Raw genomic sequence first — 15,303 nt, forward strand, 5'->3', positions numbered from 1 at the left:
GGGAGTAGCCGCCTTGACCGATCCTCTTGCCGAATGGATCTCGACCCACGGTGAGGCCGTCCTATGGGCGGACTTCCCGCGCGAGGCACTGGAGGCCGGTGAGCGCCTGATCCAGTCACGGGCCGTGCTCGACTGCAGCCCCGGGGGTCAGGGGTTTTTCGCCCGCGTCCAGGCCGATCGCCGCCACATCCACTCGGTGGACATCCGGGTCCATCCACTGCCCTCGCACCGGCCCCTGACCTCGCTCTGCAGCTGCCCTGAGGGCGGCGCCTGCGGGCATGCCGTCGCCGCGATCCTGCACTACCTGGGCCGCACGGCACCGGCCGGGCTGACCCGCGCCAACCCGGCCGTCACCCAGTGGCTGGATCGCGCGCGCCGGCTTGCCGCCGAGTCGCATTCATCGGCGACGCCACGCGGCGAAGCGCTGATCTATCTGCTTGACCGCGACGCCAGTGGTCGCCTGACCGTGACCCCCCAACGCGCCCGATTGCGCCGGCACGGCGGCTACGGGCGGCTGTTGCCGTTTGCCGGGATGCGCCGGGCGCCCGAGGGCCTGCTGACGGCCGCCGACCGGCGCCTGCTGCGCCTGCTGCCCGAGACCGGCTGTCCCGTGAACCCGGACGATGCGTACTTTCTGCTGCAGGCGCTGGCCGCCACCGGGCATGCCCACTGGCAGCAGCCCGACGCCGCCGCCATCCAGGCCGCACCGGCGATTGAGGGGGCCTTCGCGTGGCAGACCCTTGCCGATGGCAGTCAGCGCCTGGCCGTGGATGCCGGCGCCGGGCGCCTGGCCCTGGCCGCGCAGCCGCCACTTTGGCTGGCGCCGGCAAGCGGCACCTTTGGTGTCATCGACACGGGTCTGGCGCCGGCGCTGGTGGCCGAACTCCAGGCCGGCCCGGTGGTCGCCCCCGAGGAGGTCCCGGCGGTGGCCGCCAAGCTGTCCGACGGGCGTCTGCCCATTCCGGTGCCCGAAGCCCCGCAACGGCGCCGTGTGGAGGGCGTACAGCCGGTCCCCGTGCTGCGCCTGACGCGCCTCGGCGATGCCCGCCGGCCGGCCCGCGACGAGCGGGGCGAGGCCGTCGCGGAACTGCACTTTGATTACCATCAGCATCGCATCGATGCCGAGACCGGCGGCGACTGGCTGTCGGTGTTCGAGGGTGGCGAGATCCTTGATTACCCGCGCGACACCCGCGCCGAGACCCGCGCCCTGCAGCGCCTCACCCAGGCAGGCCTGCATGCCACCGGCACCATGGCCGAGGGCCGCCGCGTGCCGGATCACACCCGCGACTGGCGCAAGATCGTCGTGGAAACCCTGCCCGAGTTGGAGGCCGAGGGCTGGCGGGTGAGTGTGGAGCGCGGCTTTCCCTGGCGGGTGGTGACCCCCGACCAATGGCAGGCCGAGACCCGGTCCAGTCAGCCCGGCTGGTTCAGCTTTGGCATGACCCTTGAGGTGGAGGGCGAGCAGCACCCGCTGATGCCCCTTCTGCTGGCGCTCATCCGCGATCACCCCGAGGCCATGGCCACCCGCCATCTGGACGCCATCGATCCCGACAGTAGCCTGCTGGTGGACCTGGGTGATGGGCGCCTCGCGCCGGTTCCCGCGCGCCGGCTGGTGCCTCTGCTCAAGGGGTTGACCGAACTCTATGACCCGACCACGCAGCTGCGTGACGGTCAGCTCGTCCTGCCCACCGCCCGCGCGGCGGTGCTGGATGATCTCGAGCAGGCCGAGGGCCATGCCCTGCGCTGGCGGGACGAGGCGCAGGTGCGGGGTCTGGGGCAGGCCCTGAGGCATCCGCCGGCGGAGACCGAAGTACCGGTGACGCCGCCGGGCCTGCGCGGCGAACTGCGGCCCTATCAGCGCGAGGGCGTCGGCTGGTTGCAGCACCTCGCGCGGCTGGGCCTGGGCGGGGTGCTGGCCGATGACATGGGGCTTGGCAAGACCCTGCAGGTGCTCAGTCACCTGCTCATGGAAAAGGCCGCCGGCCGCACCCAGGCGCCCAGCCTGATCGTCGTGCCCACCAGCCTGCTGTTCAACTGGCAGCGCGAGGCCGAGCAGTTTGCCCCGACACTGCGCGTGCTGCGGCTGCATGGGCCGCAGCGCCACGCCGACTATGCCCGTCTGGGTGAGCAGGATCTGGTGCTCACGACCTACAGTCTGGTGGTGCGCGACATCGAGCGGCTGCAGGCACAGGCCTGGCACCTACTGGTGCTGGACGAGGCGCAGGCGGTCAAGAACCCCCGCGCCCAGGCCGCCCGGGCAGTGCGCACGCTGAGCGCCGGGCAGCGCCTGAGCCTGACCGGCACGCCGCTGGAGAATCACCTGGGCGAGCTCTGGTCGCAGTTCGACTTCGTCCTCCCGGGACTACTGGGGCATGCGGCCGCGTTCAAGCGGGTCTATCGCCGGCCCATCGAGGATGACGGCGACGACAGCCGACTGGCGGCGCTGCGAGCACGGGTGGCGCCGTTTCTGCTGCGCCGGACCAAGGCCGCGATCGCTGAAGAACTGCCGGCGAAGACCGAGATCCCGGTCTACGCCGAGCTCAGTGGCGATCAGCGCGCCCTCTACGAGCAGCTGCGCCTGGGGCAGGAGCCGCGCATTCGGGAAGCCCTGGCGCGCCCCGATCAGCCCCAGAACCGGATCCAGATCCTCGACGCCCTGCTCAAGCTGCGCGAGGCCTGCTGTGACCCCCGATTGGTGCGCGATGCACCGCAGACCGCGCATCGTTCGGCCAAGCTCGAGCGGCTGCTCACGCTGATCGACGACCTGCGCCAGTACGACCGCCGCATCCTGGTGTTCTCGCAGTTCACGCGCATGCTCGATCTGATCGGTGCGGCGCTCACCGCCCGTGGCATGACCTATGCCCGGTTGACCGGCGAGACCCGCGATCGCGAGGGCGCCGTCCAGCGTTTTCAGTCGGGCGAGGTGCCGATCTTTCTGATCAGTCTCAAGGCCGGCGGGACGGGGCTCAACCTGACCACGGCGGACAGCGTCATCCACTATGACCCCTGGTGGAACCCGGCCGTCACCCGCCAGGCGACGGACCGCGCGCATCGCATCGGCCAGGATCAGCCGGTATTCGTCTACCACCTGCTGACCCGCGATACGGTGGAAGACCGCATTATGGCGATGCAGCGGGACAAGGCCGATCTGGGCGAGCGCCTGCTGGGTGATCAGGATGCCTCGGCGGTGAGTGCTCTCGATGCCTCCATCCTCGAGACCCTGTTCCAGCCCCTGGGCGGCGAGGACCCGGCCCAGGACTGAGCGGGCACAGGACGCAGCCTCAGCCCGCCCGCAGCCGCCGCCAGAGGCGCCCGTCGATGACCGCCAGGCCCACGAACAGGATCCCCATGCCCGCAAACGCGGAGGACCCCAGTCGCTCGTCAAGGAAAACCGCCCCCAGGGTGATGGCGGAGACCGGCACCAGAAACGTCACCAGCGACATATTGTTGGCGCCGGCCGAGGCCAGCAGGCGGAAGTAGAGGAGATAGGCCACGGCGGTGCATAGCAGCGAGAGCCCCAGCAGCGCGCCCCAGCCCGACAGCCCCGGCGAGAGTGTCCACGGCTGATCGACCACCAGCGCCACGGGCGTGAGCCAGACGGTGGCGGCGGTCAGCATGTAAGCCGCATTCACCAGCGAGGGGGTGTCCTTGAAGCGCCGGCCGTAGTGCACCGCGAAGCCATAGCAGATCGTCGCCCCCAGCACCGAGAGCTGACCCAGGCTGTAGGGATCGATCCTGCGCAGCAGATCCGGGCCAATGAGCACCGCCACCCCGGAGAACCCCAGCAGGATGCCCATGGCCCGGGCCGGGGTGAGCCGCTCGTCACTGCCGATCAGCAATCCCACCAGCATCGCCCAGATGGGCGTCATCGCATTGATGATCGAGGCGAGGCCACTGGGGATCTGGGTCTGCCCCCAGACAATGAAGGAAAACGGCATGGCGTTGCTGATCAGGCCCAGCAGCAGATAGCGGCGGACCAGCGAAGCATTGAAGGGCAGCGGAACACCGCGCAGCCGGGCGATTACCAGCAGCGTCACCGCCGCCAGACTGACCCGCCCCAGCACCACCGTGAACGGCGGCAGGGTCTGCAGCGCCAGCTCAAAGAAAAAGAATGATCCGCCCCAGACGCTGGAGAGGACAATCAGGAGTAACCAGTCGCGGGTGTTCATGGCGGGCAAGCCTAGGCCGCCAACCCCGCCGCGTCCAGCGACTCTGGAGGTTTAAGGGTTGAGCCACCGATGATTGCAGTTAGTCTGTTAATCAGCGAAAACGCTTGGTGATTAGAGATTTCTTATGGAGATTGAAGGTGTCCCGCTTGAGACCCAGCTGAACACCGAAACCGAGCCCATTCGCTGGGCCGAACTTGAACGCCACTTCGCCCGCGGGGTGGTGGTGCGGGTGGACCCGGCGCTGGATCTGGTGGTGGTGGCGGCGGCGTTCGTGCGCGATGACGAGCCGACAGTGATGAGCTGGATGACCGCCGGGCAGGTCGCCCGGGCCAGTACTGATGAGGCCCAGGACTGGCACCAGCGCGACCCTGACCTGTGGGCGGTGGTGGCCGCCCCGTGGGTGCTGGTTCAGGAGCCGGCGGTGGGGGCCTGATCGCGCATGCGATCGGCGAACAGTGACCGGGCCTTGTCCAGCTTGGGGTCAATGACCATCTGGCAGTAGGGCATGGGCGCGTTGCGCAGGTAGTAGTCCTGATGATCGCCCTCGGCCGGGTAGAACGCCGTCAGCGGTTTGACCTCGGTGACGATGGGCGCCCGGAATGCCCCCTCGTCGGTCAGGCGCTGGATGTGCGCCTCGGCGGTCCGGCGCTGCGCGTCATCGGCATAGAGCACGATGGACCGGTATTGCGGCCCCACATCCGCACCCTGGCGGTTGGGGGTGGTCGGATCATGGATGGCAAAGAACACCGCAAGTAGGGTGTCGAAGTCGATGATTGCCGGGTCGTAGTCCACCTGCACCACCTCGGCATGTCCGGTGCGGCCGGTGCACACGCTGCGGTAGTCCGGGTTGGGGGTATCGCCGCCGGCATAGCCGGATGTCACCGAATGAACGCCGTCGAGGCGCTGGAATACCGCTTCGATGCACCAGAAGCAGCCGCCGCCCAGTGTTGCTGTCGCCATTCAGTCTTCCTCCGCGGTTGGATTGGCAAAGGCCTCGCCGTGGCCCTGCATGTGGGCCTGATGGTCCTGCTCAAGCGCCCAGCGCACCGTGGGAAACGCCAGTTCGTCCCAAGGCAGTTCCGAGTAATGGAACAGCCCCACGCTCTGCGATTCCGGGCCCGCCTCGACATGCGGGTCGGTGAGCACGGCGCGATAGATCAGCTGGACCTGATGAATGCGTGCCAGACTGTAGACCGCGAGCAGGCCGGTGAGTTTGAGCTGGGCCCGCGCCTCTTCCCAGGCCTCGCGCTGGGCGCCGGTCTCGGCGGTCTCGCCCAGCTCCATGTAGCCCGCGGGCAGGGTCCAATAGCCGATCCGCGGCGGGATGGCCCGGCGGCACAGCAGGATGCGCTCATCCTCGGCGCGGGCCACGACGCCGACCACGATGCGGGGGTTTTCGTAGGCGATGAAACCGCAGTCGGGACAGGTGAGCCGTTCACGATCATCGCCCTCGGGGATCTGGTAATGCCGGGGCCCGACCGTCGGCTGCTCGGAGTCGCTCATAATGGAATCTCTTGCGCGGTTGTCGGTCACTGAGAATAACAGAGCCGCCGCACCAACATGATGGGAGGGCCTGCATGGCCGATATTGCCTTTGAGTCGCTGAGCCGCTGGTACGGCGAGACCCCGCGACGCACGGTCCTCGACCAGGTCTCGGGGACCATCCGGGCGGGCGAATTCGCGGTGGTGGTGGGGCGCAGCGGCTCGGGCAAGTCGACGCTGCTCAACCTGCTCGGTGGGCTGGAGTCGCCCAGCGACGGGGTGGTGCGCATCGATGGCACCGACATCGCCCGGCTGGACGATCGGGCGCTCACCACCCTGCGCCGGCGGCGCATGGGGTTTGTGTTCCAGGCCTACAACCTGATCCCGACACTGTCCGTGGCCGATAACCTGCGCTTGCCGCTCAGCCTCAACCGCCTGCCGGAAGACGGCCGGGTCGAGCAGTGGCTCGAGCGGGTCGGCCTGGCCGGGCGGGGTGGCGACTGGCCGGATCGCCTCTCCGGCGGCGAGCAGCAGCGCGTGGCCATTGCCCGGGCGCTGATCCACGCCCCGGATATCATTCTGGCCGACGAGCCCACCGGCAACCTCGATCTGGACAACGCCGAGCGCATCGTCGCGCTGCTCGACCGGCTGTGCCGCGCCGAGGGGCGCACGCTGGTCATGGTCACCCACGCCCAGGAGGTGGTGGGGCTGGCCGATCAGCTGCTCACCATCCGTGAAGGCCGGCTGGTCGACGCCGAATGACTCGACTGATCGGGCGCATCGGCCGCGCGGATCTGGCGCGACATCCCCTGCAGACCGGGCTCGCCATGCTGGGCGTGGCGATCGCCGTGGCGGTGGTGGTGGCCGTGGACCTGGCCAACCACTCGGCGCGCGAGGCCATGCGCGTGTCGCTGGAATCGGTCACCGGCAGTGCCACCCACCAGATCGTCGGCGGCCCGGCGGGCGTCGACGAACGGCTATACACCCGACTGCGCACCGAGATGGGCCTGCGCCGCGCGGCACCGGTCATCCAGGGCGGTGTGGTGCGCGCCGACGGCAGTGGTCGTGCCCTGACCCTGCTGGGGGTGGATGCCTTTGCCGAGGGCCCGTTCCAGCGCCCGCTGGGCGCCACCAACAACCTGGGGGACGCCTTCAACGACCTGATGCTGCGCGATGATGCCGTGGTGGTCGGCCAGGGCGAGGCCAAGCGCCTGGGCGTGACCGCCGGCGACCCCCTCGATCTGCTCATCGATGGCGCGCGCCACACCGTCACCGTCGTGGCGGTGGTGGACGATCCCGACGATCAGGCCCGCGGGCTGGTGCTAGCGGATATCGCCGCCGCCCAGACGCTGCTCGATCAACACGGCCGGCTGGATCGCATTGACCTGATGGTGGATGAGGCCCGGGCCGCGGCCCTGGCCGAGACCCTGGGCGCGGGGGTGCGCATCGTGCCGGCGGCGGCCAGCGCCCAGTCGGTGCTGCAGATGAGCCGCGCCTTTCAGATCAACCTGACCGCACTCTCGCTGCTCGCCGTCGTGGTGGGCGCGTTCCTGGTGTTCAACACCCTGAGTTTTCTCGGCGTCCGGCGCCGGGCGGCCATCGGCATCCTGCGCGCCATGGGGGTGCAGCGGCGCGAGATCATCGGGCAGATGATCGGTGACGCCCTGCTGATCGGGTTGATCGGCACGCTCGCCGGGCTCGCCCTTGGCTATGCGCTGGCGCATGGGCTGGTGGGACTGGTCCTGCAGACCGTCAATGATGTCTATTTCGCCCGCGCCGCGGGTGATCTGGTGCTCTCGCCCTGGAGTCTGGCGGCGGGCCTGCTGGTGGGTCTGGGCGGATCGGTGCTGGCGGCGGCCGCGCCGGCCCGGGACGCCGCCGCCACGCCCCCGCGGGCGGCCCTGTCGCGAGCTGATCTGGAGCAGCGCGCCCGGCGCCTGGCGGGTCGGGCCGGCTGGATCGGTGGCAGCGCGCTGCTGCTGGGGGCGCTGGTGATCGCGGCGAGCGACGGCCTGGTCGCCGCCTTTGTCGGGCTGTTCGCGGTCATCCTGGGGGCCGCGTTCATGGCCCCGGCCATCATCCTGGGCGTCGGCGCGCTGTTGCGACCGCTGATGCGCGGCCGGCCGGTGGGCGGGCTCATCGTCGAAGGGGCGGTGGCTTCACTCAGTCGCACCGGGGTGGCGGTCGCCGCGCTGTCGGTGGCGGTGGCGGCGGTGATCGGGGTGGCCGTGATGATCGCGAGCTTCCGCGCCAGTGTGGTGGACTGGCTGGAAGGCTCGCTGGCCGCGGATTTCTATGTTTCGTCCCCGGCGGATCTCAGCGATTCCCGGGCCGACCGGCTGGCGGCGCTGGATGAGGTGGCCTTTGTCAGCCGCTCGCAGTGGTACGACCTGGCCACCGCGGATGGGCCGGTGACCATCTGGGCGCTGGGCCTGCCCCGGGGGCGCCAACCCTCGGTGGACATCCGCCGGCCCGAGCGTGCCGCGGCGCTGGCGGCCTATCGCGGGCAGACGGCGGTGCTGATCAGCGAACCGTTTGCCGAGCGCCGCGACCTGGCGCCCGGCGACACCCTGCGGCTGCCGGTGGGCGAGTCGCGCCGGGCACTGACCGTGGCGGGCGTCTATCGCGATTACGCCTCGCCCACCGGCGCGGTGCTCATGCGGCGTGATCTGTATCGCGATCTCTACGACGATGCCGGGCTGGCCGGGATCGGCGTGCATGCCCGTGACGGCGCGGACCGCGAGGCGCTGATCGGCCGCCTTGAATCGGCTCTGGCCGGGGTGCCCGGCGCGCGGGTCACCGACAATGCCGCGGTGTTCGAGCAGTCGCTGCGCATCTTCGACCGTACCTTCGCGATCACCGAGGTGCTGCGCTGGCTGGCCGGGCTGGTGGCCTTCGTCGGCGTGATCTCGGCGCTGATGGCCCTGCAGCTCGACCGGCTGCGCGAGTTTGCGGTGCTGCGGGCCGTGGGGCTTGGCCGCGCCGGATTGGCCGGGCTGATCAGCGGGCAGAGCGCATTGCTGGGGCTGATCGCCGGGCTCTGGGCGGTGCCGCTGGGGGTGACGCTGGCGGGGCTGCTGGTGTTTGTCATCAACCGCCGGGCCTATGGCTGGACCATGGGCTTTGAGCTGCAGGCCGGGCCGGTGGTCGAGGGCGTTGCCCTGGCGGTGGTCGCGGCGCTACTCGCCACGGTCTATCCGGCCTGGCGGGCCACACGGCTGCGGATTGCCGCGGCGCTGAAGGGGGAGTGATGCGCAATCGACTGGACGCGGGGCTGCTGGGACTGGTCGGACTGCTGGTGGCGGCCATCGTGATCGGGGCGGTGCGCTTTGGGGGCACACCGACGGGTGAGCCCGCCAGCGACGGCGCCCAGAGTCTGGCCGCCGCCATGGGCCCGAGTGCCAACGCCGATGCCTTCGCCCGGGTCACCGGCCCACGGCCGCTCGACTTTCCCGCCGATCATGGCGCGCATCCCGACCATCGCACCGAGTGGTGGTATTTCACCGGCAACCTCACCAGCCCGGCGGGCCGCGACTACGGCTTTCAGCTGACGCTGTTCCGCACCGCCCTGGCGCCGCAGGCGGGCGATCGGCCCTCGGACTGGGCGACCCGGCAGGTCTGGATGGGGCATTTCGCGGTCACCGATGTGACGGCCGGCACGCATCGGGCGATGGAGCGTTACCAGCGCGGGGCCCTGGGTTTGGCCGGCGCCACTACCCGACCGGTGCGGGTGTGGCTGGATGACTGGCAGATCCGCAGCGAGGGCAGCGAGGCGCTGTTCCCGCTGCGGGTCACCGCCAGCGCCCCGTCGCGCGGGATTGGCATCGATCTGGCCATTGCCGCGCAGAAACCGCGGGTGCTGCAGGGGGATCGCGGCTACAGCCGCAAGGGTGAGGAACCGGGCAATGCCTCGCGCTATTACTCGTACACGCGTCTCGCTGCCGATGGCGAGGTACGCTTTGCCGATCAAACCCATGCCGTTACCGGCAGTGCCTGGCTGGATCGTGAGTGGTCCACCAGCGCGCTGGATGCCGATCAGGCGGGTTGGGACTGGTTTGCGCTGCAGCTCGACGACGGCCGCGATCTGATGGTCTATCGCCTGCGCCGGCAGGATGGCAGCACAGACCCCCACTCCGCCGGGATCCTGGTGGGGCCCGCCGGGCAGAGCCGGCGCCTGAGCGCCGAGGACTTCCGTCTGACGCCGACGCGGGAGTGGCAGAACCCGCGCACCGGGTCGCGCTATCCGGTGGCCTGGCGCATTCAGCTGCCGGATGAGGGCATCGACCTGCGGGTCAATGCCCGTCTGGATGACCAGGCGATGCCCACCACCGTGCGCTACTGGGAGGGCAGCGTCGCGGTGACCGGCAGCGCCAGCGGCGTGGGCTATCTGGAGATGACCGGCTACTGATCGGCGTCGCCGGTCTCCTCCTCCCAGGTGCCCTCGACATCCACCGTGCCTTCCTCGAGGGCGGCGATCATCGCGTCCACGCCGCCGTCACGGCCGGCCTCGGCCTGCAGCGCGTCGCGGAACACCAGCAGCATGCTCACGCCGCGGGTTTCGATGTCGAAGACCCGCCAGCGATCATCGCGCTTGTAGAGCTGGATGCGCAGCTCGAGCGTGTCGATGTCCGGGCCCTGGGCAATGGCGTTGACGATGGCGCGGTCGTCCTCTTGGGTGACCAGGCGCAGGTCGACCTCACCCTTTTCGGCAAAATCCACGGCCTCCTGAGCATAGCGCTGCAGCGCCCCGGCGTAGAGGTTGGCCACCCGATCGGCAAGCGCCGTGGCGAGCCGCTCGATCTCCGCCGGCTCAGCGGTGCGCGCCGCCGGGCCCATGGCAAACCGGGCCATCAGCTGGGTATCTACCCAGGGACGCACCCGGCTGTTGAACAGCTCGACCGCCGCCGCGCGATCGTTGGCCAGCGTCTCGCGCTCGTCGACAATGCGATTGAGGGCTTCGGTGACCACGTAGTTGACCACCGCCTTGGGCGCCTCGGGCGGCCCCTCGTCGGGGGTGGTGGCGCTTGCCTGCACCCCGGTGGCGGGGATCAGCAGCGCGGCGATCAGGGCCAGCAGGGTCCGGGCGAGGGGGCTAGATCTTGTCATGGGCGCGCTCCAGCAGATGATTGAGGTACTCCAGCCGCAGCCGAGAGGTACGGATCCGTGTCGCCAGCCCCGGGTCGGGGTCGGGCAGGATCTCGAGCAGATCGGCATGAAAGAATACGCCGAAACTGTCGATGTAGTGCAGGTGGTGATTGCGGTCGAGGACCAGATTGTCGATGCCGTAGAGGTCGAGCACCCGGTCGTCCTCGCGGTACCAGCGCTCGGCGCTGCCGATGAAATGCGCCAGGGCGTCGCGCAGGCGGGGGTCGCGGGCGATCATGGGCGCGAGCTCGGCCTCATTGCCGGGGTTGGCCACGTCAAACCAGCGGCGGATGTTGGGTGCCATGGCGATCACGCTCGCCTCGCCGTCAATGTGGGTGCGCACGAACACCGTGGGCGGGACGATGTCACCCAGGGCGGCGCGCAGGCGCTGGTGGTCGCGGTTGAGGACGGCCACCTCGCGGGCCGGCGTGGCCGTCCGTGGGATCTTGATGATCCGGTCCACCGGCTGGCGCTCGCCGTCCCGGCGGACGCTGCCGCTGCTGCGCCAGACCTCGCAGTGATAACCCGCGTCGGAGACCAGCGTGGCGGGCAGTCGATCGGTGCGCAGGCACGCGATGCGGTTGTCGATGCGGTCGTCTTCGCGGGCCATGGCTCAGGCGACGGATGCCGGCCGGCGCTGCTGGTGCCAGAGTGCGGAGACCGCCGCCAGGGCGAGCGCCGCGGTGACCGCCATGACACCGACCATGGTGACCAGCGGCCCGGCCGTGATGAGCCCCACCAGCGCCGCACTGACCGCCCCCAGACTGAACTGGGCGACGCCGAACAGCGCCGAGGCCGCCCCGGCGTGGGCCGGGTAGCGATCGAGCAGTCCGGCCACGGTGTTGGCGGCGATGATGCCCACCGTGCCCAACGCCACGAACAGGGGCGGGGTGATCAGCCACTGCGCGGTCACCCCGCCCGCCACCAGCGCGACCAGGGCGGCCGTGGCGCTCGCCATGATCAGCACCCCGGCACTCAGCATGCGCCGGTGGCCGTAGCGCATGACCAGCTGGCCGTTGGTGAGGTTGCCAATCAAAAGCCCCACCACGTTGAGAGCGAAGTAGTAGCCGAACTGCGCCTGCGAGACGCCGAACACCTCGGTATAGACGAACGGGCTGCCGGCGACATAGGCGAACAGCGCGGCGAAGGCCATGCCGCCGGCGCCCAGATAGGCGAGGCTGACCGGATCCCGCAGGATCGGGCCATAGGCCATGAACAGCTGCCCCAGCCGGGCATCCGGGCGCCGCTCCGCAGGGTGGGTTTCGTACAGCGCGATAAGCAGCATCGCGGTGCAGATCACCGCGAACAGGGCGAGCACTGCGAACACCGCCCGCCAGCCGAGCTGTGAGCTGATCCAGCCGCCCAGCACCGGGGCGATGAGCGGCGCCATGGTCATGACCAGGATCACGAACGACATCATGCGCGCCGCCCGTCGGCCCGAGTACAGATCGCGCACCACGGCACGGGCGATCACCGGCCCGGCCGCCGCCCCGAAGCCCTGGATCAGCCGGCCGACCAGCAGGGCCTCGATGCCGGTCGCAAGACCGCATATCAGCGTCGCCGCGCCATACAGTAAAATACCGGCCAGCAGCGGCCGGCGCCGGCCGTAGCGATCGGCAAGCGGGCCATAGAAGAACTGCCCCAGTGCCAGTCCCACAAAGAACAGCGCCAGGCTGAGCTGTGTCTGCCCGGCACTGACCCCCAGGTCCGCCTCGATCAGCGGCAGGCTGGGCAGGTACAGGTCGATGGACAGCGGGGCGAACGCGGTGATCACGCCTAGAATGATGATCATCGCCACGCCGTCGGGGCGGGCGGGCTGGATGGGTCCGAACAAGGGTGAGGGCCTCCTGGCGCCAAAGAGCAAGCGAATTCCGGCCGCTTGCATCTGTCAGTATACCGTAGCGTAGTGGAGGCCAGTCAGGCCGAGGAGTTCCTTCGCGTGGCACGTTCACGACCCCTTCCCGAAGCCGCCGATGAATGGCCCGTCGAGCGCATGGCGCAGGCCCTCGAGGCGCACGCCCCGGCGCTGGTGATCACCGGCGCCGGGGTGTCCACCGGCTCGGGCATTCCGGATTATCGCGACCATCGCGGCGTCTGGAAGCGCGGCTCGCCCATGCAGCTGGCCGAGTTCACCGGTCACGAGTCGGGTCGCCGGCGCTACTGGGCGCGCAGCCTGGTGGGCTGGCGCACCGTCGAGCAGGCCCGACCCAATGCCGCCCATCGGCGGCTGGCCGAACTCGGCGCCCGGGGCGTGGTGGGCCCGGTGATCACCCAGAATGTCGATGGCCTGCACCAGGCCGCCGGCAGCCCGGCGGTTCACGACCTCCACGGCCGGCTCGATCGCGTCGAGTGCCTGGACTGCGGCCGGGTCATCCCCCGCGCCCATCATCAGAGCCAGCTGGAAGCGGCCAACCCCGGCTGGGCGGCCGCGGCCCGGTCCCCGCAGATGACCCCGGATGGTGATGCCGAGCTGGGCGATGTCGACTACGACGATTTCGTGGTGCCGGCGTGCGAGGCCTGCGGTGGCATGCTCAAGCCCGCGGTGGTGTTTTTTGGTGAGACGGTCCCCAAAGCCCGGGTCGCCGCCGCCTTCGCCGCCCTTGAGTCGGCCGGCGCGCTGTGGGTGGTGGGCTCCTCCCTGATGGTCTGGTCGGGCTACCGGTTCGTGCGCGCCGCGGCGGCGGCCGGCAAGCCGGTGTATGTGCTGGGGCTTGGCATCACCCGCGGCGACGCCGAGGCCAGCGGCCGGGTGACCGCGGACTGCGCGAGCGGGCTTGCCGCGATCATCCAGTCCCTGTCACCCCGCCGGGCGGTGGGCTGATGGCGAAAAAGCCGCTGCCCAGCAAGATCTGCCCGGTCTGCTGCCGGCCGTTCAACTGGCGACGCAAGTGGGCGCGTGACTGGGAGAACGTGCGCTATTGCTCGGAACGCTGTCGGCGCAGTCGATGAGCGCGCAGCTTGTCTGGTACAAGCGCGATCTGCGCACCGCCGACCATGCGCCGCTGGCACGCGCCATGGCCGAGGGGCCGGTGCTGCCGGTGTATGTCATCGAGCCCGACTACTGGCGCCAGCCGGACACCGCCCAGCGCCACTGGGCGTTCATCCGCGAGAGCCTGATCGAACTGGATGCGGCCCTCGCCGAGCGGGGCCTGCGCCTGTGGGTGTTCGAGGGCGAGGCCATGGCAATCTTTCGGTGGCTGAATGCCGCGCTGGGCGGGATCACCCTTCACGCCCACGAGGAGACGGGTAACGCCTGGACCCATCAGCGTGACCGGGCGGTGCGACGCGGCTGCCGCGAGGCCGGCATCGCGCTGCATGAGGTGCCGCAGTTCGGCGTCGTCCGCCCGCTGGCGAGCCGCGATGAATGGGCCGGACACTGGGAGCGGCGGATGAAGGCCCCGCCCGTGTGCCCGCCGGCAACCGCCCGGGCGCTCGACCCGGGCGCGGCGGTGCACGCCGCCGCCATCCCCATCGATCGGCTGCCGGCCGAGCGCGGCTGGGGGCGGATTGACTGCCCGGGCCGTCAGCCGGGCGGTCGGGCCGCTGGCGAGTCCCTGCTGGCCAGCTTTCTGGCCACCCGCGGCGAGACCTACCGCCAGGGCATGGCAAGCCCGGTGTCCGCCGGCGAGGTCTGCTCGCGGCTCTCGCCGCATATCGCCTACGGGACGCTTTCGCTGCGCGAGATCGTGCAGACCCATCGCCGCCGCTGGATGGCACTGAAGGCCGAGGCGCCGCGCTCGCACTGGGCGCGGTCGCTCAAGTCGTTCGAGTCCCGCCTGCACTGGCACTGCCATTTCATCCAGAAACTCGAGGACGAGCCGGCGCTTGAGTGGCGCAACATGCACCGCGGCTACGACGGGCTGCGGGACGAGTCGCAGACCGACCCTGAGCGGCTCGCCGCCTGGATCGAGGGCCGCACCGGTCTGCCCTTCGTCGATGCCTGCATGCGCCAGCTGCGGGCCGAGGGCTGGATCAACTTCCGGATGCGCGCCATGCTCGTCGCCGTATCGAGCTACCACCTGTGGATGCACTGGCGTGAACCGGCACAGGCGCTGGCGCGGCTTTTTACCGACTACGAGCCGGGCATCCACTACTGCCAGTTCCAGATGCAGTCCGGCACCACGGGGATCAACACCCTGCGCATCTACAACCCGGTCAAGCAGTCCCGCGACCAGGACCCGGACGGCGCCTATATCCGCCACTGGCTGCCGGCGCTGGCCGCCGTGCCCGGCGAGTGGATTCACGAGCCCTGGCGGATGCCCGGCGGGCTGCAGCGGCGCTACGGTGTGCGTCTGGGGCGGGATTACCCCTGGCCGGTGGTGGATCACGAGCAGGCCGCGCGGGACGCCCGGGCGCGCATCAAGGCCCACCGCGAGCAGCGGGATCTGGCCCGGGAATCGGCCCGAGTACGCCGCCAGCACGCCAGCCGCAGTCCCGCCCCCGAGCGGCCGCGCTCCGGTCGGCGCCGCCCGCCGCCGGGACAGGGCACGCTGGATCTCTAGTCCCTG

The 15,303-nt window shown here is 70.2% G+C and carries 14 protein-coding genes; 8 read left to right on the forward strand and 6 right to left on the reverse strand.

The annotated features are described in order from the left end of the window. Positions 1–13 precede the first annotated feature (13 nt). Positions 14–3,262: a DEAD/DEAH box helicase gene (locus BA899_RS08095; protein WP_159300291.1), complete on the forward strand. Its 3,249-nt coding sequence runs from the start codon at positions 14–16 to the stop codon at positions 3,260–3,262. Positions 3,263–3,281: 19 nt separating this feature from the next. Here BA899_RS08095 and BA899_RS08100 read toward each other — a convergent pair whose 3' ends face one another. Then, a complete protein-coding gene (locus BA899_RS08100) occupies positions 3,282–4,169 on the reverse strand; it encodes a DMT family transporter (protein WP_159300292.1) in 888 nt (295 codons plus the stop codon). A gap of 124 nt (positions 4,170–4,293) precedes the next feature. Here BA899_RS08100 and BA899_RS08105 point away from each other — a divergent pair, with 124 nt between their 5' ends. Further along, positions 4,294–4,602: a DUF2288 domain-containing protein gene (locus tag BA899_RS08105; protein WP_159300293.1), complete on the forward strand. Its 309-nt coding sequence runs from the start codon at positions 4,294–4,296 to the stop codon at positions 4,600–4,602. Here the strand turns inward: BA899_RS08105 and msrA are convergent. After that, positions 4,578–5,129, reverse strand: a complete 552-nt coding sequence (msrA, locus tag BA899_RS08110) for a peptide-methionine (S)-S-oxide reductase MsrA (RefSeq protein WP_159300294.1) — start codon at positions 5,127–5,129, stop codon at positions 4,578–4,580. The genes BA899_RS08105 and msrA overlap by 25 nt on opposite strands. Beyond that, positions 5,130–5,672 (reverse strand): NUDIX domain-containing protein, encoded by a 543-nt coding sequence (locus tag BA899_RS08115; RefSeq protein WP_159300295.1) that lies wholly within the window; start codon positions 5,670–5,672, stop codon positions 5,130–5,132. Positions 5,673–5,746: 74 nt separating this feature from the next. Here BA899_RS08115 and BA899_RS08120 point away from each other — a divergent pair, with 74 nt between their 5' ends. The 3 genes from BA899_RS08120 to BA899_RS08130 are packed head-to-tail and all read left to right on the forward strand — an operon-like array spanning position 5,747 to position 10,058. Then, positions 5,747–6,412, forward strand: coding sequence for an ABC transporter ATP-binding protein (locus BA899_RS08120; RefSeq protein ID WP_144347153.1), 666 nt, complete (start codon positions 5,747–5,749; stop codon positions 6,410–6,412). Continuing rightward, positions 6,409–8,901 (forward strand): FtsX-like permease family protein, encoded by a 2,493-nt coding sequence (locus BA899_RS08125; protein WP_159300296.1) that lies wholly within the window; start codon positions 6,409–6,411, stop codon positions 8,899–8,901. The genes BA899_RS08120 and BA899_RS08125 overlap by 4 nt, the downstream gene beginning before the upstream one ends. Next, a complete protein-coding gene (locus BA899_RS08130; protein ID WP_159300297.1) occupies positions 8,901–10,058 on the forward strand; it encodes a lipocalin-like domain-containing protein in 1,158 nt (385 codons plus the stop codon). The genes BA899_RS08125 and BA899_RS08130 overlap by 1 nt, the downstream gene beginning before the upstream one ends. Here BA899_RS08130 and BA899_RS08135 read toward each other — a convergent pair. From BA899_RS08135 to BA899_RS08145, 3 genes are read right to left on the reverse strand one after another with little or no spacing between them, the layout of a single operon-like run. Beyond that, entirely contained in the window at positions 10,052–10,756 is a 705-nt protein-coding gene (locus BA899_RS08135; RefSeq protein WP_159300298.1) for a phospholipid-binding protein MlaC, read from the reverse strand. The genes BA899_RS08130 and BA899_RS08135 overlap by 7 nt on opposite strands. Beyond that, positions 10,743–11,405: a hypothetical protein gene (locus tag BA899_RS08140; protein WP_157809040.1), complete on the reverse strand. Its 663-nt coding sequence runs from the start codon at positions 11,403–11,405 to the stop codon at positions 10,743–10,745. Before BA899_RS08140 ends, BA899_RS08135 begins: the two co-directional genes overlap by 14 nt. A 3-nt stretch (positions 11,406–11,408) precedes the next feature. Next, a complete protein-coding gene (locus BA899_RS08145) occupies positions 11,409–12,629 on the reverse strand; it encodes a Bcr/CflA family multidrug efflux MFS transporter (protein ID WP_235013332.1) in 1,221 nt (406 codons plus the stop codon). A 105-nt stretch (positions 12,630–12,734) separates the two neighbouring features. On the opposite strand from BA899_RS08145, the gene BA899_RS08150 reads away from it, so the two are divergent. Genes BA899_RS08150 through BA899_RS08160 form a run of 3 tightly spaced genes read left to right on the forward strand, consistent with a single transcriptional unit; the run spans position 12,735 to position 15,297 of the window. After that, positions 12,735–13,616 carry an NAD-dependent protein deacetylase gene (locus BA899_RS08150; RefSeq protein ID WP_235013333.1) on the forward strand — a complete coding sequence of 294 codons (882 nt, stop codon included), beginning with the start codon at positions 12,735–12,737 and terminating at the stop codon, positions 13,614–13,616. Next, positions 13,616–13,744, forward strand: a complete 129-nt coding sequence (locus tag BA899_RS08155; protein ID WP_159300300.1) for a DUF2256 domain-containing protein — start codon at positions 13,616–13,618, stop codon at positions 13,742–13,744. The genes BA899_RS08150 and BA899_RS08155 overlap by 1 nt, the downstream gene beginning before the upstream one ends. Continuing rightward, entirely contained in the window at positions 13,741–15,297 is a 1,557-nt protein-coding gene (locus BA899_RS08160) for a deoxyribodipyrimidine photo-lyase (RefSeq protein ID WP_159300301.1), read from the forward strand. The genes BA899_RS08155 and BA899_RS08160 overlap by 4 nt, the downstream gene beginning before the upstream one ends. The last annotated feature ends 6 nt before the right edge of the window (positions 15,298–15,303 follow it).

The sequence above is a fragment of the Spiribacter sp. SSL99 genome, assembly GCF_009805925.1.
In the GTDB taxonomy this organism is placed as follows: Bacteria; Pseudomonadota; Gammaproteobacteria; order Nitrococcales; family Nitrococcaceae; genus Spiribacter; species Spiribacter roseus.